The organism is Salmonella sp. SJTUF15591, from assembly GCF_043356435.1.
Lineage (GTDB): Bacteria > Pseudomonadota > Gammaproteobacteria > Enterobacterales > Enterobacteriaceae > Salmonella > Salmonella enterica.
Window position 1 is genome coordinate 220,525 of the sequence record NZ_JBEUJO010000005.1, and the last position, 20,348, is coordinate 240,872.

Genomic DNA, 20,348 nt, shown 5'->3' on the forward strand with positions numbered 1-20,348 from the left:
TAGTTATCGCCCGGTGGCGCTACGCATACCGGGCTTTTTTACGAGCTGAAAACGTGAATACATTAGAACAAACCATCGGCAATACGCCGCTGGTCAAATTACAACGTCTGGCGCCGGATAACGGCAGTGAAATCTGGGTCAAGCTGGAAGGCAATAATCCGGCAGGATCGGTGAAAGATCGCGCGGCGCTATCGATGATTGTCGAGGCGGAAAAGCGCGGGGAAATTAAACCGGGCGATGTCCTGATTGAAGCGACCAGCGGCAACACTGGCATTGCGCTGGCGATGATCGCCGCGCTAAAAGGTTATCGCATGAAGCTGTTGATGCCGGACAACATGAGCCAGGAGCGTCGGGCGGCAATGCGGGCTTATGGCGCGGAACTGATTCTGGTCACTAAAGAGCAGGGAATGGAAGGGGCGCGCGATTTAGCGCTCGCTATGTCTGAACGAGGCGAGGGCAAACTGCTCGATCAGTTTAATAATCCTGATAATCCCTACGCTCACTACACCACCACCGGCCCGGAAATCTGGCGGCAAACGCAGGGGCGGGTAACGCATTTTGTCTCCAGCATGGGCACGACCGGCACCATTACCGGCGTGTCGCGTTTTCTGCGCGAGCAGGAAAAACCGGTCACCATCGTTGGCCTGCAGCCGGAAGAGGGCAGCAGTATTCCGGGCATTCGCCGCTGGCCTGCGGAATATATGCCGGGCATTTTTAACGCCTCGCTGGTAGATGAGGTGCTGGATATTCACCAGAATGATGCCGAAAACACCATGCGTGAACTGGCCGTTCGTGAAGGCATTTTCTGCGGCGTGAGTTCCGGCGGCGCGGTAGCGGGCGCGTTACGCGTCGCACGAGCCACGCCCGGCGCGATAGTGGTGGCGATCATCTGCGATCGCGGCGACCGTTACCTTTCGACCGGCGTGTTTGGTGAAGAGCATTTCAGCCAGGGGGCAGGGATTTAAACGAGGTGCCATCGTCGTATGGCACCCGTGTGTTATAGCGTTTTATCCGTTTCCGCAATAAGCGCATGTAAATAAGGCTGCGCGTTTTCATCCGCTTTACCGGGAATTTTAACGATATAGGGTTTTCCGGTGATGGACGACGACGACGCGACTTTATCGATAAACTGTTCGGCGGTGTCGATACGATTGCGCGTGTTACCCAGTTTTAAGCGCAGGTGCGATACGGCTTCCTCGCAGTTATGCGCATCACCGTTACGAACGAAAGTCAGATCCTTTTTCTGCGCCAGCGCATTAAGCATGGCGTCAATGCGCGCTTCTTCGTGGGCGTTTAGCTTCGCCCAGGCGGGTAGGGCCAGCAGGAGCGCAACGACGGCGCAGACAATTTTCTTCATGGTAAAATCCTTTTTCATGCGAGAATCACTGCACCTCAGACCGTTAGCCGGGTAATAAGTTGCACTCCTGGTGGGGTTATTTCTGTGAGTGCGCCAGCGTGAGTTCATCCAGAAAACGCCACAGCTTTTCATTCATCTGCTGGTAATCCCATGCGCGCATTTCGGCAACCGAGCGGATAAAACGCTTCCCTTGCGCGTCGGCCAGCTCCTGCTGCGAATGTTGGATTAATCCTTCAACCGCCTCGACGGTAAATTCCATATGACACTGGAAGCCGTAGACAAAATTGCCGTACTGCACTATCTGACGTGGACAGCCTTCGCTTTCGGCCAGCACGGTCGCCTGATCGGTGAGTCCTGGCATATCGTTGTGCCAGTGGCCGACGGTTAACGGGGAGCCAAAGTGGGCGATAAGCGGATGCCGCAGACCGGCTTCAGTGAGCGTAATAGGGTAGTGGCCAATCTCTTTTTCCGGACTTTGGCACACAGCGGCGCCCAGCGCCTCGCCAATGAGCTGCGAACCAAGACAAATGCCGATAACCATTCGCCGGGCCGTAATCGCCTGATTAATTAAGTGCTGTTCGGCGCGAGAGTCAAAGTACGGGCACTCTTCGCGGGTGGTGCGCGGCGACTGCGGACCGCCAAATACCACGAGCATATCGAACTCATCGGCATTGGGCGGTAGCGCTTCTCCGGCATAGACGCGCGACCATGAAATGGTATAACCGCGATCTTCAGCCCATTTCAGATAAGCGCCAGCGGATTCAAACGACTCATGGACAACAAAATGAACTCGCACGTTATTTTCTCCTGTTAGCGATTTAGCGCCTGATGGATATCAGCCGCCAGCGTGTTGATCTCGCTGTCATTTAATGTCGACAGCGTGATACGTAGACCGTGAGACGGCGCGCTTACGCCAAAGGCTTCTCCCTCACGTACCAGCCAGCCGGATTTTGCCAGCGTAAACGCGGTAGCCTGGCTATGGGTGTCCAGCGGGAGCCAGGCATTCACGCCGTCGCCGGGAGAAATGGCGATGCCATATTGCTGTAGGGCGCGGGCCAGTTTTTGTTGCCGGGCGGCGTAAAACAGCCGCGTTTGCGCCAGCTTGTGCTGATACTCAGGGTCGGTCAGGCAGGCGTAGACCAGATCCTGTAACAGATGGCTGACCCACTGACTACCGGCATTTAGCCGCAGCCGAAGTTTTGCCGAGGTCGCGCTGTCGCTGGCGACAATAGCAAGACGTAAATCGGGGCCGAGAGCTTTGGAAACGGAGCGTATCACCGCCCAGTGTTGCGTTGTCTGCGCAATAACCGGCTGCCAGGGCGACGAAGAAAGCAGGGCGAAGTGATCGTCGATAATGACCACTACCTGAGGGTAACGCGCCAGTATATTTTGCAGCGCAGCGGCACGGCGAGCGCTCAGGCTACAGCCGGTAGGGTTGTGTGCGCGCGGCGTTAAGATTACTGCCCGCGCGCCCTGGTTTAGCGCCTGCTCCAGCTTTTCAGGCTGCATTCCTTCGCTATCTACGCTGACCGGGCTGGCGCTAAAACCGGCATAGCGCAGCATATTGATACTGCTTAAAAAACAGGGATCTTCCACCGCGACGCTGTCGCCCGGCAGCAGATGCGCGCAAAGCAGTCTTTCGATAGCGTCGATAGCTCCGCTGGTGATATCAATTTCGCCTGCGACGGGGGTGGCATCCCGTAGCCAGCGCGCCGCCCAGGCGTGTAGTTCAGGGGAAACGGGCGCATCGCCGTAGAGATGCGGCGTGCGGCTGAGACGAGCAAAATAACGGCTAAGGTCAGGCAGACGCTGCGGATCGGGATTGCCGCCGGAAAGGTCGTGCAGAGGCGTATGTGGATCGCCGCCTTCCAGCGCTACGGGAGACGGACTGCCTTTAATCACCGTCCCATTGCGGCCTAAACTTTGCGCCAGCCCCGCCGTTATCAGCCGTTTATACGCCGCTGCGACGGTATTGCGGTTCACCTTTAATTCGCTTGCCAGCTCCCGTACCGGCGGGAGCGAATCCTCCGCCCGTAACGTGCCGGCGATAATGTGTTGACGGATACTGTCAAAAATTTCGTTAGCGGTTTTTCCGTCGATCATTATTGACCTATGACAAAATGAATTTTAGCATATGACAATGATAATGAGGCGGTAGCCCGCTGTCCAGCGAGAGGAAAATTTTATGGGACAAGAGAGTGATATTCAGTCAGTGCTCTTCGACGACAACCATCGGGCATTACAGACCGATATCGTCGCCGTCCAGTCACAGGTCGTGTACGGCAGCGTAGGCAACAGTATCGCTGTTCCGGCCATTAAAGCGCAGGGACTACGCGTGACGGCGGTCCCGACGGTGCTGTTCAGCAATACGCCGCACTATAAAACCTTTTATGGCGGCATTATTCCCGCCGAGTGGTTTGCAGGCTACCTTACGGCGTTGAATGAGCGCGATGCGCTACGTGAATTAAAAGCGATTACCACCGGTTACATGGGCAGCGCAGACCAAATTGTCTTGCTTTCGAAGTGGCTAATGGCGATCCGGGCTTCGCATCCGGAGGTGTGTATTCTTGTTGATCCGGTCATTGGCGATACCGACAGTGGAATGTATGTGCAGGCGGAAATTCCGCAGGCTTATCGCACACATTTGTTGCCGCAGGCGCAGGGGCTAACGCCGAACGTATTTGAGTTGGAGATGCTGAGTGGTAAACCGTGTCGCACGCTGGAAGAGGCGGTGGCGGCGGCGCAATCGCTGCTTTCCGATACGCTGAAATGGGTGGTTATCACCAGCGCGCCGGGCGAATCTCTGGAGACCATAACGGTTGCCGTCGTTACCGCGCAGGTCGTGGAGGTCTTTGCCCATCCGCGGGTGGCGACGGAGTTAAAAGGGACGGGAGATCTCTTCTGCGCCGAGCTGGTCAGCGGTATTGTGCAGGGAAAAAAACTGACGACCGCGGCAAAAGATGCGGCGCAGCGCGTGCTGGAGGTGATGACCTGGACACAGCAGTGTGGCTGTGATGAGTTAATTCTGCCGCCGGCAGGGGAGGCGCGATGAAGAGTTATCGGCTGGTGGTTCGCCAGCAGGGACGTATCGTGGGGCATTTTGAAACGAGCGGGCTGGACGCGCTGGAAGATATTTGCGTAGCGCGGGCGATGTTTGGCATCACTGGCGGCTATCAGTGCGAGTTGCAAGTGTCCGATTCCGAACGCAGGATGCTGGAGAGTGGCCCGGATGGGATGAAGATCCTGATGCGCGAGAAGTGCTTTCGCCCGGTGACCTCGCAGTTGTAACCCGTGGATTGGCGCTGAAATGTTCGCAACCTTGTAGGCCTGATAAGCGTAGCGCCATCAGGCAGTACGCCGCACCATCGCCGGATGGCGGCGCAAGTACAGGCAAAAAAAATGGCGCCCAAAGGCGCCATTCTTCACTGCGGCAAGAATTACTTCTTAATGCGGATAACCGGAGTTTCACCCACGGTCACGCTACCGGACAGTTTGATCAGTTCTTTGATTTCATCCATGTTGGAGATAACAACCGGAGTCAGGGTAGACTTGGCTTTTTCTTCCAGCAACGGCAGATCGAACTCGATGACCGGATCGCCAACTTTCACGCGCTGACCCTCTTCAGCAATACGCTTGAAGCCTTCGCCTTTCAGCTCAACGGTGTCGATACCGAAGTGAACGAACAGCTCAATGCCGCTATCGGATTCGATAGAGAACGCATGGTTGGTTTCAAAGATTTTGCCGATGGTACCGTCAACAGGGGCGACCATTTTGTTACCGGTTGGTTTGATAGCGATGCCATCACCAACGATTTTTTCAGCAAAAACTACATCCGGCACGTCTTCGATGTTGACGATCTCGCCAGAGAGCGGGGCAACAATCTCAATAGTTCCGGTGTCTTTCTTATCATCAGAAACCAGAGATTTTAGTTTATCGAACAAACCCATGATCTTCTCCTAAGCAGTAAATTGGGCCGCATCTCGTGGATTAGCAGATTGTTTTTTCTTCAATGAACTTGTTAACCAGCGTCATTAACTCGTCCGTTGTCGGTTGAGCAAGAGCCTGCTCTGCTAACACCTTCGCATCTTCGAAGTTCGTGTTACGGATAATCTTCTTAATGCGCGGGATAGAAATGGCGCTCATAGAGAATTCGTCCAGACCCATCCCCAGCAACAGAAGTGTAGCACGTTCGTCGCCTGCAAGCTCACCACACATGCCAGTCCATTTACCTTCTGCATGAGAAGCATCAATAACTTGCTTGATCAAGTTCAGTACGGACGGTGACATTGGCTGGTAAAGGTGTGAAATCATATCATTACCACGGTCAACTGCCAGGGTGTACTGCGTTAAATCATTGGTGCCGATACTAAAGAAATCAACTTCTTTGGCTAAATGACGCGCAATTGTCGCCGCAGCCGGTGTTTCCACCATCACGCCAATCTCAATGCTTTCGTCAAATGCTTTACCTTCGTCACGCAGTTCCTGTTTGTAGATTTCAATCTCTTTGCGCAGCGCGCGAACTTCTTCAACAGAGATGATCATCGGGAACATAATGCGCAATTTACCGAAAGCGGAGGCACGCAGAATCGCGCGAACCTGGTCACGCAGGATCTCTTTGCGATCCATGGCAATACGCACGGCGCGCCAGCCCAGGAACGGGTTCTCTTCTTTCGGGAAGTTCATGTACGGCAGCTCTTTGTCGCCGCCAATGTCCATGGTACGGACGATAACCGCCTGCGAGCCGCATGCTTCAGCGACCGCTTTATAGGCGGCAAACTGCTCTTCTTCCGTCGGCAGCGCGTCGCGATCCATGAACAGGAATTCAGTACGATACAGACCAACGCCTTCCGCGCCGTTGCGCTCAGCGCCTTCAACGTCACGAACGGTACCGATGTTGGCGCAAACTTCGACCTGATGTCCATCCAGCGTGATTGCCGGCAGATCTTTCAGTTTTGCGAGTTCCGCTTTCTCGGTCGCAACCTGCTCCTGGACGGCGCGCAGTTGCTCAATAACATCGTTGGTCGGGTTGACGTAAACCTGGTTGTTCACGGCATCCAGAATCAGATAGTCGCCGTTTTTCACCTGAGAGGTGACGCTACCGGTACCTACGATCGCTGGCAGTTCCAGAGAACGCGCCATGATGGAGGTATGAGACGTACGTCCGCCCGCGTCGGTGATGAAGCCCAGCACTTTCTGCAGGTTCAACTGTGCGGTTTCTGACGGCGTCAGGTCAGCGGCAACCAGGATAACTTCTTCCTGAATCGCGCTCAGATCGATAATGGCCAGACCCAGGATGTTGCGCAGCAGGCGCTTACCGATATCACGTACGTCAGCCGCACGCTCTTTCAGGTATTCGTCATCCAGTTCTTCCAGGGCAGTGGCCTGACCTTCGATAACTTCATGTGCGGCTGCGTCAGCCGTCATGTGCTTATCTTTAATCAGGGCTATGATTTCCTGCTCCAGCTCCTCATCTTCGAGCAGCATAATATGCCCTTCAAAGATGGCTTCTTTTTCTTCACCGAACGTTTCACCAGCTTTTGTCTTGATCGCTTCCAGTTGCGCAGATGCCTTGGCACGACCGCTCAGAAAACGTTCAACTTCCTGATCAACCTTGTCGGCAGAAATTTTTTTCCGGTCAATGACGATTTCGTCTTCTTTCAGCAGCAGTGCTTTGCCGAAAGCGATACCCGGGGATGCTAAAATGCCTGAAATCATAACCCTACCTTACTTGTGACTGATTTTTAAAAGAACCCGGAAAAAAACTTACTCGAGTTCCGCCATCAGTTTGACCAGATGTTCAACCGCTTTCTGCTCATCTTCACCTTCTGCGGAGATGGTGACGACGGTGCCTTGAGTCAGGCCCAGAGTCTGCAGTTTAAACAGGCTTTTCGCGCTGGCGCTTTTGCCGTTGGAAGTCACAGTAATCTCAGAAGTGAAGCCTTTTGCTTCTTTAACAAACTGAGCAGCAGGGCGGGTGTGCAGACCGTTCGGAGCGGTAATGGTAACTTCTTGCTGGAACATTGTATTTCCCCAACTTATAGGTTTAGTGTTGTGGAACTAAAGTCTAGCCTGGCGGCTCAACTTTAGCCTGTATTGTTAGCGCCGGCGTAAACGGGACGCGACACAAAAGGTGTTCTACGCAATCCGTTGCTGGCAACTTATGGCCGCTGACGTTTCGCTCGTCATTAAACATTATGCCGCGAAAGGAAGATTTGAACCAAATCATAAAATCGATTCAGCTAACGCTTTTCCTGTAACGATTAATTTCGCGCATCAAAATAATTAGTCTGGTTAAATACCAGTTCCGGCAGGGTGAATCAATGCCAGGTGAGGTGAAAGTTTGAAGCAGGCCACAAAAAAGCACCCAAAAAGGTGCTTTTTTACGCGTTTTTAACATGCTGGCATCACTGTTGCAGTTCTTTCTCAGTAAAGAGATCGGCGAACAACGCGGTGCTCAGATAACGCTCACCTGATGAAGGTAGGATAACCACAATATTCTTATTGGTAAAGCTTTCATCTTCCTGCAGCTTAAGCGCTGCAGCAACCGCGGCGCCGGAAGAAATTCCCGCCAGAATACCTTCCTCTTCCATCAGACGGCGCGCGGTAGAAATGGCTTCTTCATTGGTGATGCCAACCACTTTATCAATCAGTTTCAGATCCAGGTTGCCCGGGATGAAGCCTGCGCCGATGCCCTGAATTTTATGCGGGCCCGGTTTGATCTCTTCACCAGCCAGCGCCTGGGCAATAACCGGGGAGTCAGTGGGTTCTACCGCAACGGTGATAAGATCGGTTTTACCCTTCGTCCCTTTGATATAACGCGTGACGCCGGTTAACGTACCGCCAGTGCCGACGCCGGAGATAAACACATCCACCTGACCATCGGTGTCTTCCCAGATTTCCGGGCCGGTGGTTTTTTCATGGATTTCCGGGTTGGCAGGGTTGCTGAACTGCTGGAGCAGGAGATATTTTTGCGGATCGCTGGCGACAATTTCTTCGGCTTTCTGAATAGCGCCTTTCATCCCTTTCGCTCCTTCGGTCAGCACCAGATTCGCGCCTAATGCTTTGAGTAGCTTGCGGCGTTCAATGCTCATGGTTTCCGGCATGGTCAGGGTGAGTTTGTAACCGCGCGCGGCGGCGACATACGCCAGCGCAATACCGGTATTGCCGCTGGTCGGCTCCACCAGTTCCACGCCAGGTTTCAGTACGCCGCGCTTTTCGGCATCCCAAATCATATTGGCGCCGATACGGCACTTGACGCTGAAGCTCGGGTTGCGCGACTCCACCTTCGCCAGAATGCGTCCATTACCGATACGGTTCAGTCGAACCAGCGGCGTATGACCGATAGTCAGCGAGTTATCTTCATAAATCTTACTCATGGCCTGTCCTTAACTGTATGAAATTGGGATACCTTCCCAGCATACCTTCCAGCCAGATATGGGGAAGTAAGGATTTCGCATATCTATATGCTGATGGGAAATAATGGTTATCAGTATGGAATAAGAGACAGCATAAGCCATCTCTTATTTATACATTTTTACGTTATTTCCATAACGCGTGCTTAGCACGCCAGCAATCAACCCACATTGCCGTCGCGCCACAGACGGCGACAGGCATAATGAAAAGGTTAAGCACTGGAATCATCGTAAAGAGGCTGGTGAGCGCGCCAAATTGCATATTCGCGACCTTCTGCGTGCGCAACGCGGCGCGCATCGTTTTAAACGGCACTTTGTGGTTATCAAACGGGTAGTCGCAATACTGGATCGCCAGCATCCAGGCGCTGAACAAAAACCACAGTACCGGCGCGATGGTTTGGCCAATGCCAGGAATAAAATAGAGAACCAGCAGCACAATAGCGCGCGGCAGATACCACGCCAGCTTTTGCCATTCACGTTTCATAATGCGCGGTACATCTTTCATGATGCCGAGTATGCCGGTATCTGGCGGCGTGGCGCCGGTTAACCGCGCCTCAAGCTGTTCGGCTAAAAGGCCGTTAAACGGCGCGGCGATCCAGTTGGCGAGGGTAGAGAAAAAATAGCCAAAGACCAGCAGAACAGAGATAACCGCAATCGGCCACAGCAGATAGCTCAGCCATTGCAGCCAGTCCGGCACATGACTCATCAACGAAGGTATCCAGGCGTCAAGCTGGGTAAACAGCCACCAAAATGCGCCGCCCATCAGCACAATGTTGACCAGCAGAGGTAAAATAACAAAGCGGCGGATTCCCGGTAGGGTGACTAACTTCCATCCTTGCGAGAAATAATAGACGCCGCTACGTGGTACGGTTGTGGATGATGAAACCATATTCAGGACATACTCCTTTTTCTTAAAGCCCTGGGTAAACGTGGGATATCTTACCCGGTTATCAGACGGTGGATAGTTCGGAAATGTTCGAAAAAACAGCAAAAAGCACATTTTCCTTCATCTTTATGCTGCGAAAGCCAACAGTACACTTGCACTTGACGTAATCGGCAAATACTCTTAGTGAGTAAATGTTTGCCGTGGTGGCAAGGTGTTAGAACAACAGAGAATATAATGATGCAGGATTTGCGTCTGATATTAATCATTGTTGGCGCGATCGCCATAATCGCTTTACTGGTACATGGTTTCTGGACCAGCCGTAAAGAACGATCTTCTATGTTCCGCGATCGTCCACTAAAACGCATGAAATCGAAACGCGACGACGACTCGTATGGCGACGATGTCGAAGAAGACGAAGGCGTGGGTGAAGTTCGTGTTCACCGCGTAAATCATGCCCCCGGCCAGTCGCAGGAGCATGATGCCCCTCGTCAGTCGCCGCAACACCAGTACCAGCCGCCTTATGCGTCTGCGCAACCGCGTCCAGCGGCGCCGCCGCAGCCGCAAGCGCCGATGCAACAGCCGGTTCAGCAACCGGTCCAACCTGCGCCGCAGCCTCAGCAGGTTCAGCCATCTGCGCCGCCGGTACAGCCGCCGCAACAGCAGCCTGCACCGCCGTCGCAAGCGCCGCAGCCTGTTGCGCAGCCCGCGCCGCCGCCATCAGCGCAAACCTTCCAGCCTGCGGAACCTGTGGTTGAGGCGGAACCGGTAGTGGAAGAAGCGCCGGTTGTGGAAAAACCGCAGCGTAAAGAGGCGGTCATCATTATGAACGTCGCGGCCCATCATGGCAGCGAGCTTAATGGTGAAGTGTTACTGAACAGTATTCAGCAGTCAGGCTTTAAATTTGGCGATATGAATATTTTCCATCGTCATTTGAGCCCGGACGGCAGCGGCCCGGCCTTGTTCAGTCTCGCGAATATGGTCAATCCGGGAACGTTCGATCCTGAAATGACGGACTTCACTACGCCTGGCGTCACTATCTTTATGCAGGTACCGTCTTACGGCGATGCGCTGCAGAATTTCAAGCTGATGCTGCAATCCGCGCAGCATATCGCTGATGAGGTCGGTGGCGTCGTGCTGGATGACCAGCGTCGGATGATGACGCCGCAGAAACTGCGCGAATATCAGGACCGCATCCGCGAGGTAATGGACGCTAACGCCTGAGGTTAACGCAGGTGTGACATTTTTAACGTAACCCCCGCCTGTCGGGGGTTTTTTATCATTGATGGTGTGATATGGAACCAATCGAACAACAACTGACAGAACTGCGAACCACGCTTCGCCATCATGAATATCTGTATCATGTGATGGATGCGCCAGAGATTCCCGACGCCGAATATGACCGCCTGATGCGGGAACTGCGAGAGCTGGAGGCGCAACGTCCGGACCTTATCACGCCGGATTCGCCCACGCAGCGCGTTGGCGCGGCGCCGCTGACGGCATTCAACCAGATTCGCCATGAAGTACCGATGCTGTCGCTCGATAATGTATTTGATGAAGAAAGCTTTCTGGCGTTTAACAAGCGAGTGCAGGATCGTCTAAAAAGCACGGAAAATGTCATCTGGTGCTGCGAGCTAAAACTGGATGGCCTGGCGGTCAGCATTCTGTATGAAAACGGCGTGCTGGTGAGCGCTGCGACGCGTGGCGACGGCACCACCGGTGAAGATATTACTTCAAACGTGCGCACGATTCGCGCCATTCCGTTAAAGCTGCACGGCGATAATATTCCGGCGCGTCTTGAAGTTCGCGGAGAGGTATTTTTACCGCAGGCCGGGTTTGAAAAGATCAATGAAGACGCGCGTCGCACTGGCGGCAAAGTGTTTGCTAACCCGCGTAACGCGGCGGCGGGCTCGCTGCGTCAGCTCGATCCGCGTATTACGGCGAAGCGACCGCTAACATTTTTTTGCTACGGCGTCGGTATTCTGGAAGGCGGCGAGTTGCCGGATACGCATCTGGGACGTTTGCTGCAATTTAAAGCGTGGGGGTTACCGGTCAGCGATCGCGTGACGCTGTGCGATTCTCCCCAGGCGGTACTGGATTTTTATCACAACGTCGAAAAAGATCGCCCCACGCTCGGTTTTGATATCGACGGCGTGGTGATTAAGGTCAACTCGCTGGCTTTGCAGGAACAGCTGGGCTTTGTGGCCCGCGCGCCGCGCTGGGCGGTGGCGTTTAAATTTCCTGCTCAGGAGCAGATGACTTTTGTGCGTGATGTTGAGTTTCAGGTCGGGCGCACCGGGGCGATTACGCCGGTGGCGCGTCTGGAACCGGTTCAGGTGGCTGGTGTGCTGGTCAGCAATGCCACGTTGCATAATGCCGATGAAATTGAACGGCTTGGCTTGCGCATTGGCGATAAGGTGGTTATCCGTCGGGCAGGCGATGTGATCCCTCAGGTGGTCAACGTGGTTCTGTCCGAACGCCCTGAAGAGACGCGTCCGATTGCGTTTCCAACGCACTGTCCGGTGTGCGGATCGGACGTAGAGCGCGTCGAAGGCGAAGCCGTTACCCGTTGTACCGGCGGGCTGATTTGCGGCGCGCAGCGTAAAGAGTCGCTAAAACATTTTGTGTCGCGCCGGGCGATGGATGTAGACGGGATGGGCGATAAGATCATCGACCAACTGGTGGAAAGGGAGTATGTCCATACGCCAGCGGATTTGTTCCGTCTGACGGCGGGTAAACTGACCGGCCTGGACCGAATGGGGCCAAAGTCCGCGCAAAATGTTGTAAACGCGCTGGAAAAAGCCAAAGCGACGACCTTTGCGCGTTTTCTCTATGCGCTGGGCATCCGTGAAGTGGGTGAAGCGACGGCGGCGGGGCTGGCAGCTTATTTCGGCACGCTGGAGGCGCTGCAGGCCGCCACGATTGACGAGTTGCAGAAAGTACCTGACGTGGGGATTGTGGTCGCTACGCACGTCTTTAACTTTTTTGCCGAAGAGAGTAATCGTGACGTGATTGGGCAGCTACTGGCGGAAGGGGTTCACTGGCCCGCGCCGGTAGTCATTAATGTGCAAGAGATCGATAGCCCGTTTGCCGGTAAAACCGTGGTACTAACCGGTAGCCTGAGCCAGATGTCCCGCGATGACGCTAAAGCGCGTTTAGTGGCGCTGGGCGCGAAAGTGGCAGGCAGCGTATCGAAGAAAACCGATCTGGTGATTGCCGGTGAAGCGGCGGGTTCGAAACTGGCCAAAGCGCAGGAACTGGGCATCAATGTCATTGATGAAGCGGAAATGATCCGCTTACTGGGTGCCTGAGATGGAAAAAGAGCAGCTGGTTGAAATCGCCAACACCGTGATGCCGTTCGGCAAATATCAGGGACGTCGATTGATCGACCTTCCGGAAGAGTATTTGCTGTGGTTTGCCCGTAAAGATCAATTTCCGGCGGGTAAACTGGGGGAATTGATGCAAATCACGCTGCTGATTAAAACCGAGGGGCTGACGCAACTGGTGCAGCCCCTGAAACGCCCGCTTTAAGCTTTCGCGGCGCGGCTTTCCTGCTGCGCCTGTAACTTCTCGGTCTGGCGTTTGTAGCGCCGCGCCAGCCCTGCGCAGACCATCAGTTGGATCTGGTGGAAGATCATCAGCGGTAATACCATCATACCCAGCACTGACGTCGGAAACAGAATATTGGCCATCGGGATCCCGTTGGCCAGGCTTTTTTTCGAACCGCAGAAAACAATAGTGATTTCGTCGGCTTTATTGAAGCCGCATTTACGGGCGACAAAGACGTTAATGGCGATGACGATCGCCAACAGTATGAGACTGACCACGACGATAAACAGCAGCGATCCCCAGCCGACTTTGTGCCAGATGCCATTGACCACCGCTTCGCTGAACGCCGAGTAGACCACCAGCAGAATAGAGGTCTGATCCGTTTTCGCGATCCACTTTTTGTTGCGCGCGACCCAGTTGCCGATCCACGGGCGAGACAGGTGTCCCAGCACAAAAGGCAGCAGCAGTTGCAGCATAATTTTGCCCACCTCTTCCAGACTGCCCTGCGCGCCATGAATATTCATTACCAGACCGACCAGCAGCGGCGACAGGAAAATGCCCAGCAGACTGGACGCAGACGCTGAGCACACCGCGGCCGCGACGTTACCGCCCGCGAGTGAAGTAAATGCAATCGCCGACTGCACGGTGGCGGGCAAAATGCACAGATACAGAAAGCCGCTGTAGAGCATAGGGTCGACATTGACAGGCGCCCACCAGGCAAACAGTACGCCGAGGACAGGAAAGAGCACAAAAGTGCTGCACATGACCCACAGATGCAACCGCCAGTGGCTGCCGCCAGCGATGATCGCTTCACGCGAAAGCTTCGCGCCATGCATAAAAAACAGCAGAGCGATGGCCGCTGTCGTAATGCCTTCAACGACAGGCACAAAGCTGCCTTCCGCCGGGAAAAAAGAGGCCAGTAGTACCACGGTGATAAGTGTCAGCGTGAAAGGGTCAAGGATACGAAAAAGTTTCATAAAAACTCCTGAAAGTCGGTGCAGCTATTTTGCGTTTTTCGCTTTGAGAAATAAAATTGATTTATTGCATCTATATATGAATCTAGTCGATGAACTATTCACTGCGTCAACTGCGTATTTTTATTACCGTCGCCCAGGCCAAAAGTTTCAGTCGGGCAGGGGACAGGATTGGACTGAGCCAGTCTGCGGTCAGTCATAGCGTAAAAGAGCTGGAGCGGCAAACCGGCGTCAGACTGCTGGATCGCACCACGCGTGAGGTGGTGCTGACCGAGGCGGGGCAACAGCTGGCGACGCGTCTGGAGCGGGTGCTTGATGAACTGAACAGCATACTGCGCGATGCAGGCAGAGTAGGGACACAATTAACCGGCACCGTGCGCGTTGCCGCGAGCCAAACCATTTCTGCGCATCTTATTCCGCAATGCATTGCCCAAAGTAATTCACTTTATCCCGCTATTGATTTTGTATTGCACGATCGTCCGCAACAGTGGGTGCTGGAGAGCATCCGCCAGGGAGAAGTAGATTTTGGCATCGTTATCGATCCCGGCGCAGCGGTGGATTTACAGTGTGAAGCCATCTTATCAGAGCCTTTTTTACTGTTGTGTCGCCAGGATCATCCGCTGGCGCATCAGGAATGGGTAAGCTGGCAGGATCTTAAACAGGCGTCGCTGGTCTTACAGGATTATGCTTCCGGCAGTCGACCGCTGATTGATGCGGCGCTGGCCCATTTTGCTATTGAGGCGGATATCGTGCAGGAGATTGGTCACCCGGCCACGCTGTTTCCAATGGTGGAAGCGGGAATCGGCATCAGCGTGCTGCCCGCGCTGGCGTTACCGCTCCCGCAGGGCAGCCACTTACAGGTTAAACGGCTGACGCCCGTAGTTGAAAGGCAGCTCATGCTGGCGCGGCGAAAAAACCGATCGCTCTCCACGGCGGCGCAGGCGTTGTGGGACGTGGTGCGTACTCAGGCCAGCAAATTAACCGCCGCGAGGGCGAAAGATCCGCTGTATCAGCTATAAATATCTATCTGTCCGTGTGTGAGGTGCGGTCTTGCCCTGCCATTTTTGACAGGGCAGTGTGTTAAAACAGGTATTTGATGGAATAAATAATGCCGTCCTGCAGGAAGGATTCTCCTAACTTATTATCAGCGTAACGATATTGTACTCCTGCGGTCAGGTGAGGAGTCGCATTCCACCACAGCGCTACTGCGCCATTAATGCCATCTTTCCCGCCATTGCCCGCAGCGTAGGACGCATCGCGGTCAAACTCATACTCATTCCAGTTCGTTACGCTGAATTTCTCACTACCCAACGAGAAGCTATAGCCGGCCACCCAACCTAATACATAACCATTATCGCCTGTGTAGTAGGTCTGATCGGTATAACGTTTGGCAAAGAAGGGTTTAAACCAGTAACCGTTACCCGTGAAGTTATAGCCTAAACCATAGAGAAACATGTCATCATGGAAATTAGCGCGATGAGGTGAACCGTACGTCCCGTAGGCATGGAGATAGAGGTTTAATCCTGTATCGCCCAGATAAATACGGTTGGTATTTTTAAAGGTGTAACGCTGTTCGCTGCCTGGTTTAGCGTGGCGGCCATTGTAAAAATTTTCCCAGTCGAAGAACCCGTACATTTCTCCCCAGCTAAAATTCGCTCCGCCTTCCAGTTCCAGGTACCCAAAATCATCTTTATGGGATTTTTTACTGGTTTTTTCCGTGGTGTCTGATGTCCAGTCGAGGTAATGGAGGCCGATATCGGCGAACCCGCCTTTAAATTCCGCATGGGTGAGTGCGGGAATAATGAGTAAAGAAGAAAGCGTCAGAGTAAGAATTTTTTTCATAGCATATTTCCCTATGCCGATAATTATTAATGGGTTAATTAAAAAGAGGCAATTTATAAATATGAAAGCGGCATATTGTTAATATGAAGTGCAAGCAAAAACCAATACTGTTTTCCCTCTGTATTAATACAGAAGCGATCTAAATCTATCGATATTAAATGGCTATTGATGACACGTGAAAAGTGTATTGGTCAGCAAGGGGCGATGGTCGTTATAAAAAGGAGTCAAATTAAATCCGATAGAACAAGGAAACTTATGCCTCACGCTCTTTTTTCTCATAATCCTGAGTATTGTGTTGATATTATTCATGCACATAAACCGGCATTTACCCCGCGAGTCGCGTTTATTTTAGGCTCCGGGTTGGGTGCTCTGGCGGATCAAATCGAAGATGCGGTAGCCATTTCTTACGAGAAATTGCCGGGATTTCCCGTCAGCACCGTACACGGCCATGCTGGTGAACTGGTGCTCGGCCATCTGGCGGGGGTTCCGGTGGCCTGTATGAAAGGCCGCGGACATTTTTATGAAGGGCGTGGAATGGCGGTGATGACCGATGCCATTCGCACGTTGAAATTACTGGGCTGTGAAGTGTTGTTCTGCACCAATGCGGCAGGATCTCTGCGTCCGGAAGTGGGGCCGGGTAGCCTGGTTGCGCTTAGCGATCACATTAATACGATGCCCGGTACGCCGATGGTGGGGCCAAACGATGATCGTTATGGCGATCGCTTCTTCTCGCTGGCTAATGCTTATGACGCAGATTATCGCGCCATGCTTCAGTCCGTTGCGGCAGAGGAGGGATTCCCCCTCACTGAAGGCGTATTTGTTTCTTATCCGGGTCCGAACTTCGAAACGGCGGCAGAAATCCGCATGATGCAGATTATTGGCGGCGATGTGGTCGGAATGTCCGTTGTCCCTGAGGTGATTAGCGCACGTCATTGTGGTCTCAAAGTTGTTGCCGTCTCAGCGATCACCAATCTGGCGGAAGGGCTGGGCGATGTAAAACTCTCCCATGCGCAAACGCTGGCGGCGGCTGAACTTTCCCGGCAGAACTTTATCAATCTGATTTGCGGCTTTTTACGTAAGCTGGCCTAAACACAATGACTACGGCCCCGTATTGGGGCTTTATCTCACGGCAAGGAATAAAAAATGGGTATTACGTCCCGCTTAAAAGTCATGTCGTTCTTGCAATATTTTATCTGGGGGAGCTGGCTGGTTACCCTGGGCTCTTACATGATCAACACTCTGGATTTTACCGGCGCGAATGTCGGTATGGTCTACAGCTCAAAAGGACTGGCAGCGATTATCATGCCGGGTATTATGGGGATCATTGCTGATAAATGGCTGCGCGCTGAGCGAGCCTACATGCTTTGCCATCTGGTTTGCGCGGGGGCGTTATTGTACGCCACCACCGTTACCGATCCCCAGACGATGTTCTGGGTGATGTTGGTTAATGCGATGGCGTATATGCCAACGATTGCATTATCCAATAGTGTTTCGTACTCCTGTCTGGCGAAAGCAGGTCAGGATCCGGTAACGTCATTTCCGCCTGTGCGCGTTTTCGGCACAATAGGTTTTATTGTTGCGATGTGGACGGTGAGCCTGATGGGGCTGGAACTGAGCAGTGCGCAATTATACATCGCTTCTGGCGCATCGTTATTGCTGGCCCTGTATGCGCTGACGTTACCGAAAATTCCGGTAGCCGAGAAGAAGGCGAACACCACGCTTGCCAGTAAGCTCGGGCTGGATGCTTTTGTTCTGTTTAAAAATCCACGCATGGCAATCTTCTTTTTGTTTGCGATGATGTTGGGGGCGGTGCTGCAAATTACCAATGTCTTCGGTAATCCGTTCCTGCATGATTTTGCCCGTAATCCTGAGTTTGCCGACAGCTTTGTGGTGAAGTATCCCTCTATCTTGCTTTCAGTTTCGCAGATGGCGGAAGTGGGCTTTATCCTCACCATTCCGTTCTTCCTTAAACGCTTTGGTATTAAAACGGTAATGCTGATGAGTATGCTGGCGTGGACGCTGCGTTTCGGCTTCTTTGCCTTTGGCGATCCATCCCCGTTTGGCTTTGTGCTACTGCTGCTGTCGATGATTGTTTATGGCTGCGCATTTGATTTCTTCAACATCTCAGGGTCAGTATTTGTAGAGCAGGAGGTGGACTCAAGTATTCGCGCCAGCGCGCAGGGGCTATTTATGACCATGGTTAACGGCGTGGGGGCGTGGATTGGGTCTCTTTTAAGCGGTATGGCCGTGGATTATTTTTCTATTGATGGCGTAAAAGATTGGCAAACCATTTGGCTGGTCTTTGCCGCCTACGCTCTGGCATTGGCCGTTATTTTTGCATTGTTCTTTAAATATCAGCACCATCCAGAAAAACTGTCGACCAAATCATTAGCACATTAATTTTATTTGACTGGCGAGAGGATGTTCGCCAGTCCATTTTTATGAACAAGGACACAGCATGAAAGAAATTATTCTCTCCTCCGGTATTGGATTTGGTATTGGCGCATTTTTTACTTTATGCCGTATACCTATTCCCGCACCAAATGTTTTACCCGGGGTATTATCTATTGTATTTATGTATATTGGGTATCTTGTCGTTAAATCTATTTTTTACTAGGTAATATGGTAAATTCCAGACGTTATCCCTTATTCCTGGAGTGCGATAGTGATGGAACGAGCCCATCGTATTGATCTAAAGCTATTACGTTATTTCCTCGCTGTTGCAGAAGAATTGCATTTTGGCCGGGCTGCTGCCCGGTTAAATATGTCACAACCTCCCTTGAGTATCCATATCAAAGAACTTGAACAGCAACTGGGTACATTGCTGTTTATTCGTCATTCCCGCAGCGTTGCATTAACCCATGCCGGGAAAGTTTTAATGGAGGAGTCACGTCGCTTGTTAGCCAATGCAAATCAGGCGCTGGCGCGAGTGGAGCAGATTGGTCGCGGTGAAGCGGGGCGCATTGAACTGGGTGTGGTTGGTACGGCGCTGTGGGGAAGAATGCGTCCTGCGATGCGTCACTTTTTGAAAGTAAATCCCAATGTTGAAGTACTTTTTCGCGAAAAGTCTCCAGGTATGCAAATGGCGTTGTTAGAGCGTCGGGAACTTGATGCAGGGATCTGGCGTATGGCTATCGAACCAGCAGTCGGTTTTACCAGCATACGTTTGCATGAATCTGCATTCATGGTTGCAGTTCCGGAAGATCACGATCTGGCATCCAGAGATTCTGTGCCGTTGGCGGCGTTGCGCAATGAATATTTTGTTACGTTGCCTTCCGTACATTCTGATTGGGGATTTTTACAACGTGTATGCCAACAGGCAGGCTTTTCGCCAATGATTATTCGGGAAGTGGTTGAGCCGCAAACGGTGTTGGCGATGATCAGTATGGGGATCGGGATTACGTTGATGGCTGATGGCTATGCGCAAATGAGCTGGCCGGGTGTGGTGTTCCGTCCGTTAGAGGAACGTATTCCGGCGGATTTGTATATTGTGTATGACCAGCAGCAGGCAACGCCAGCACTGGAGAAACTGGTGGCGGCGTTGACGGTATGATGTCTGTGCCGGATGGCGACTAACGTTTTATCCGGCCTACGCGTGCGGTGTCGTCTGTGCCGGATGGCGATTAACGTCTTATCCGGCCTACGTGTGCGGTGTCGTCTGTAGGCCTGATAAGCGCAGCGCATCAGGCAAGACCCGAACCTGCGGCAGGTTCGAATCTTATAAATCGCAGATAGCAAAAAGGCGCCTTTAGGGCGCCTTTTTACATTGGTGGGTCGTGCAGGATTCGAACCTGCGACCAATTGATTAAAAGTCAACTGCTCTACCAACTGAGCTAACGACCCGAAGTGGTGGGTGATGACGGGATCGAACCGCCGACCCCCTCCTTGTAAGGGAGGTGCTCTCCCAGCTGAGCTAATCACCCACTTCGGTACTTCACAATAAGAAATTTAGCTGGCGAGAAAGTGGTGGGTGATGACGGGATCGAACCGCCGACCCCCTCCTTGTAAGGGAGGTGCTCTCCCAGCTGAGCTAATCACCCACTTCTCAATTTCTTATCTACACGGCGGAGACTACATAAAGTAGTTGGTGGGTGATGACGGGATCGAACCGCCGACCCCCTCCTTGTAAGGGAGGTGCTCTCCCAGCTGAGCTAATCACCCCCGCTGTGTGGAGTCGCATTATAGGGAGAGTTGAAAATGAGTCAACGCATTTTCTAAAGTTTTTGTTTGTTCGTCGTAAAATTAAACAAAACGATCGTGAATTACTCCGCGCTGCATGATTTCTATACGGAAATAGCAAAGCGTAGCGTTCTGACCGGATCAACATTGAG

At 52.7% G+C, this 20,348-nt stretch carries 21 protein-coding genes and 4 tRNA genes; 11 read left to right on the top strand and 14 right to left on the bottom strand.

The features are described 5' to 3' along the window. Positions 1-53 precede the first annotated feature (53 nt). Entirely contained in the window at positions 54-965 is a 912-nt protein-coding gene (gene cysM / locus ABVM99_RS13670; RefSeq protein WP_001093873.1) for a cysteine synthase CysM, read from the top strand. Between the two features lie 32 nt (positions 966-997). Here the strand turns inward: cysM and ABVM99_RS13675 are convergent, their stop codons facing one another. From ABVM99_RS13675 to ptsJ, 3 genes are read right to left on the bottom strand one after another with little or no spacing between them, the layout of a single operon-like run. Then, positions 998-1,375, bottom strand: a complete 378-nt coding sequence (locus ABVM99_RS13675; protein WP_072101816.1) for a YfeK family protein — start codon at positions 1,373-1,375, stop codon at positions 998-1,000. A 58-nt stretch (positions 1,376-1,433) separates the two neighbouring features. Then, entirely contained in the window at positions 1,434-2,153 is a 720-nt protein-coding gene (locus ABVM99_RS13680) for a GMP synthase (RefSeq protein ID WP_001263752.1), read from the bottom strand. A gap of 14 nt (positions 2,154-2,167) precedes the next feature. After that, positions 2,168-3,460 (bottom strand): transcriptional regulator PtsJ, encoded by a 1,293-nt coding sequence (ptsJ, locus tag ABVM99_RS13685; RefSeq protein ID WP_023195469.1) that lies wholly within the window; start codon positions 3,458-3,460, stop codon positions 2,168-2,170. Positions 3,461-3,542: 82 nt separating this feature from the next. Between ptsJ and pdxK the strand changes: the two genes are divergently transcribed. Both pdxK and ABVM99_RS13695 read left to right on the top strand, forming a co-directional pair. Further along, positions 3,543-4,409 (top strand): pyridoxine/pyridoxal/pyridoxamine kinase, encoded by an 867-nt coding sequence (gene pdxK, locus ABVM99_RS13690; protein WP_000529613.1) that lies wholly within the window; start codon positions 3,543-3,545, stop codon positions 4,407-4,409. Continuing rightward, complete coding sequence (locus ABVM99_RS13695; RefSeq protein WP_000844541.1) at positions 4,406-4,645, top strand: hypothetical protein; 240 nt, start codon at positions 4,406-4,408, stop codon at positions 4,643-4,645. The genes pdxK and ABVM99_RS13695 overlap by 4 nt, the downstream gene beginning before the upstream one ends. Before the next feature lie 149 nt (positions 4,646-4,794). On the opposite strand, the gene crr is transcribed toward ABVM99_RS13695, so the two are convergent. The 5 genes from crr to cysZ form a co-directional block, all read right to left on the bottom strand. Next, positions 4,795-5,304, bottom strand: a complete 510-nt coding sequence (gene crr / locus ABVM99_RS13700) for a PTS glucose transporter subunit IIA (RefSeq protein ID WP_000522253.1) — start codon at positions 5,302-5,304, stop codon at positions 4,795-4,797. 40 nt (positions 5,305-5,344) lie between these two features. Continuing rightward, positions 5,345-7,072 (bottom strand): phosphoenolpyruvate-protein phosphotransferase PtsI, encoded by a 1,728-nt coding sequence (gene ptsI / locus ABVM99_RS13705; protein WP_000623118.1) that lies wholly within the window; start codon positions 7,070-7,072, stop codon positions 5,345-5,347. A 48-nt stretch (positions 7,073-7,120) separates the two neighbouring features. After that, on the bottom strand, positions 7,121-7,378 hold the full coding sequence (gene ptsH / locus ABVM99_RS13710; RefSeq protein WP_000487600.1) for a phosphocarrier protein Hpr: 258 nt from the start codon (positions 7,376-7,378) through the stop codon (positions 7,121-7,123). Positions 7,379-7,761: 383 nt separating this feature from the next. Then, positions 7,762-8,733 (bottom strand): cysteine synthase A, encoded by a 972-nt coding sequence (gene cysK / locus ABVM99_RS13715; RefSeq protein WP_000036904.1) that lies wholly within the window; start codon positions 8,731-8,733, stop codon positions 7,762-7,764. Positions 8,734-8,896: 163 nt separating this feature from the next. Continuing rightward, positions 8,897-9,658 carry a sulfate transporter CysZ gene (gene cysZ / locus ABVM99_RS13720; RefSeq protein ID WP_000255008.1) on the bottom strand — a complete coding sequence of 254 codons (762 nt, stop codon included), beginning with the start codon at positions 9,656-9,658 and terminating at the stop codon, positions 8,897-8,899. Between the two features lie 231 nt (positions 9,659-9,889). Between cysZ and zipA the strand changes: the two genes are divergently transcribed. The 3 genes from zipA to ABVM99_RS13735 all read left to right on the top strand — a co-directional run bounded on the left by zipA (position 9,890) and on the right by ABVM99_RS13735 (position 13,183). Further along, positions 9,890-10,876 carry a cell division protein ZipA gene (zipA, locus tag ABVM99_RS13725; protein ID WP_023194734.1) on the top strand — a complete coding sequence of 329 codons (987 nt, stop codon included), beginning with the start codon at positions 9,890-9,892 and terminating at the stop codon, positions 10,874-10,876. A 71-nt stretch (positions 10,877-10,947) separates the two neighbouring features. Next, entirely contained in the window at positions 10,948-12,963 is a 2,016-nt protein-coding gene (gene ligA, locus ABVM99_RS13730) for an NAD-dependent DNA ligase LigA (RefSeq protein WP_052938337.1), read from the top strand. Between the two features lies 1 nt (position 12,964). Continuing rightward, positions 12,965-13,183 carry a DUF3820 family protein gene (locus ABVM99_RS13735; protein WP_001519708.1) on the top strand — a complete coding sequence of 73 codons (219 nt, stop codon included), beginning with the start codon at positions 12,965-12,967 and terminating at the stop codon, positions 13,181-13,183. Here the strand turns inward: ABVM99_RS13735 and ABVM99_RS13740 are convergent. Then, the gene (locus tag ABVM99_RS13740) at positions 13,180-14,178 is read right to left on the bottom strand and encodes a bile acid:sodium symporter family protein (RefSeq protein WP_000765580.1); all 999 of its coding nucleotides are present in this window, start codon (positions 14,176-14,178) and stop codon (positions 13,180-13,182) included. The genes ABVM99_RS13735 and ABVM99_RS13740 overlap by 4 nt on opposite strands. Before the next feature lie 89 nt (positions 14,179-14,267). Between ABVM99_RS13740 and ABVM99_RS13745 the strand changes: the two genes are divergently transcribed. Then, positions 14,268-15,194 carry a LysR family transcriptional regulator gene (locus ABVM99_RS13745; protein WP_023194378.1) on the top strand — a complete coding sequence of 309 codons (927 nt, stop codon included), beginning with the start codon at positions 14,268-14,270 and terminating at the stop codon, positions 15,192-15,194. A gap of 61 nt (positions 15,195-15,255) precedes the next feature. Here ABVM99_RS13745 and ABVM99_RS13750 read toward each other — a convergent pair whose 3' ends face one another. Beyond that, positions 15,256-16,017 (bottom strand): outer membrane protein, encoded by a 762-nt coding sequence (locus tag ABVM99_RS13750; protein WP_000722926.1) that lies wholly within the window; start codon positions 16,015-16,017, stop codon positions 15,256-15,258. A 255-nt stretch (positions 16,018-16,272) separates the two neighbouring features. Here ABVM99_RS13750 and xapA point away from each other — a divergent pair, with 255 nt between their 5' ends. Genes xapA through ABVM99_RS13770 form a run of 4 tightly spaced genes read left to right on the top strand, consistent with a single transcriptional unit; the run spans position 16,273 to position 19,570 of the window. After that, a complete protein-coding gene (xapA, locus tag ABVM99_RS13755; RefSeq protein ID WP_001119755.1) occupies positions 16,273-17,106 on the top strand; it encodes a xanthosine phosphorylase in 834 nt (277 codons plus the stop codon). 54 nt (positions 17,107-17,160) lie between these two features. Next, positions 17,161-18,417 carry a nucleoside permease gene (locus tag ABVM99_RS13760; RefSeq protein WP_000513241.1) on the top strand — a complete coding sequence of 419 codons (1,257 nt, stop codon included), beginning with the start codon at positions 17,161-17,163 and terminating at the stop codon, positions 18,415-18,417. A gap of 58 nt (positions 18,418-18,475) precedes the next feature. Continuing rightward, on the top strand, positions 18,476-18,634 hold the full coding sequence (locus tag ABVM99_RS13765) for a XapX domain-containing protein (RefSeq protein WP_000658727.1): 159 nt from the start codon (positions 18,476-18,478) through the stop codon (positions 18,632-18,634). A gap of 51 nt (positions 18,635-18,685) precedes the next feature. Next, a complete protein-coding gene (locus ABVM99_RS13770; RefSeq protein WP_000438888.1) occupies positions 18,686-19,570 on the top strand; it encodes a LysR family transcriptional regulator in 885 nt (294 codons plus the stop codon). Between the two features lie 214 nt (positions 19,571-19,784). On the opposite strand, the gene ABVM99_RS13775 is transcribed toward ABVM99_RS13770, so the two are convergent. The 4 genes from ABVM99_RS13775 to ABVM99_RS13790 form a co-directional block, all read right to left on the bottom strand. Continuing rightward, a tRNA-Lys gene (locus ABVM99_RS13775) sits at positions 19,785-19,860 on the bottom strand. Between the two features lie 4 nt (positions 19,861-19,864). Beyond that, a tRNA-Val gene (locus tag ABVM99_RS13780) sits at positions 19,865-19,940 on the bottom strand. Positions 19,941-19,981: 41 nt separating this feature from the next. Next, positions 19,982-20,057, bottom strand: a tRNA-Val gene (locus ABVM99_RS13785). 45 nt (positions 20,058-20,102) lie between these two features. Then, positions 20,103-20,178: transfer RNA gene (locus ABVM99_RS13790), tRNA-Val, on the bottom strand. Positions 20,179-20,348: the final 170 nt, after the last annotated feature.

Excerpts from the sequence above, each read along its gene's own strand:
- ptsH (WP_000487600.1), bottom strand. The coding sequence starts at position 7,378 with ATGTTCCAGCAAGAAGTTACCATTACCGCTCCGAACGGTCTGCACACC.
- ABVM99_RS13740 (WP_000765580.1), bottom strand. The coding sequence starts at position 14,178 with ATGAAACTTTTTCGTATCCTTGACCCTTTCACGCTGACACTTATCACC.
- ABVM99_RS13735 (WP_001519708.1), top strand. The coding sequence starts at position 12,965 with ATGGAAAAAGAGCAGCTGGTTGAAATCGCCAACACCGTGATGCCGTTC.
- ABVM99_RS13745 (WP_023194378.1), top strand. The coding sequence starts at position 14,268 with ATGAACTATTCACTGCGTCAACTGCGTATTTTTATTACCGTCGCCCAG.
- crr (WP_000522253.1), bottom strand. The coding sequence starts at position 5,304 with ATGGGTTTGTTCGATAAACTAAAATCTCTGGTTTCTGATGATAAGAAA.
- zipA (WP_023194734.1), top strand. The coding sequence starts at position 9,890 with ATGATGCAGGATTTGCGTCTGATATTAATCATTGTTGGCGCGATCGCC.
- xapA (WP_001119755.1), top strand. The coding sequence starts at position 16,273 with ATGCCTCACGCTCTTTTTTCTCATAATCCTGAGTATTGTGTTGATATT.
- ABVM99_RS13760 (WP_000513241.1), top strand. The coding sequence starts at position 17,161 with ATGGGTATTACGTCCCGCTTAAAAGTCATGTCGTTCTTGCAATATTTT.
- ptsI (WP_000623118.1), bottom strand. The coding sequence starts at position 7,072 with ATGATTTCAGGCATTTTAGCATCCCCGGGTATCGCTTTCGGCAAAGCA.
- cysZ (WP_000255008.1), bottom strand. The coding sequence starts at position 9,658 with ATGGTTTCATCATCCACAACCGTACCACGTAGCGGCGTCTATTATTTC.
- ABVM99_RS13770 (WP_000438888.1), top strand. The coding sequence starts at position 18,686 with ATGGAACGAGCCCATCGTATTGATCTAAAGCTATTACGTTATTTCCTC.
- ABVM99_RS13695 (WP_000844541.1), top strand. The coding sequence starts at position 4,406 with ATGAAGAGTTATCGGCTGGTGGTTCGCCAGCAGGGACGTATCGTGGGG.
- ligA (WP_052938337.1), top strand. The coding sequence starts at position 10,948 with ATGGAACCAATCGAACAACAACTGACAGAACTGCGAACCACGCTTCGC.
- pdxK (WP_000529613.1), top strand. The coding sequence starts at position 3,543 with ATGGGACAAGAGAGTGATATTCAGTCAGTGCTCTTCGACGACAACCAT.
- ABVM99_RS13675 (WP_072101816.1), bottom strand. The coding sequence starts at position 1,375 with ATGAAAAAGGATTTTACCATGAAGAAAATTGTCTGCGCCGTCGTTGCG.
- ABVM99_RS13750 (WP_000722926.1), bottom strand. The coding sequence starts at position 16,017 with ATGAAAAAAATTCTTACTCTGACGCTTTCTTCTTTACTCATTATTCCC.
- ABVM99_RS13765 (WP_000658727.1), top strand. The coding sequence starts at position 18,476 with ATGAAAGAAATTATTCTCTCCTCCGGTATTGGATTTGGTATTGGCGCA.
- ptsJ (WP_023195469.1), bottom strand. The coding sequence starts at position 3,460 with ATGATCGACGGAAAAACCGCTAACGAAATTTTTGACAGTATCCGTCAA.
- cysK (WP_000036904.1), bottom strand. The coding sequence starts at position 8,733 with ATGAGTAAGATTTATGAAGATAACTCGCTGACTATCGGTCATACGCCG.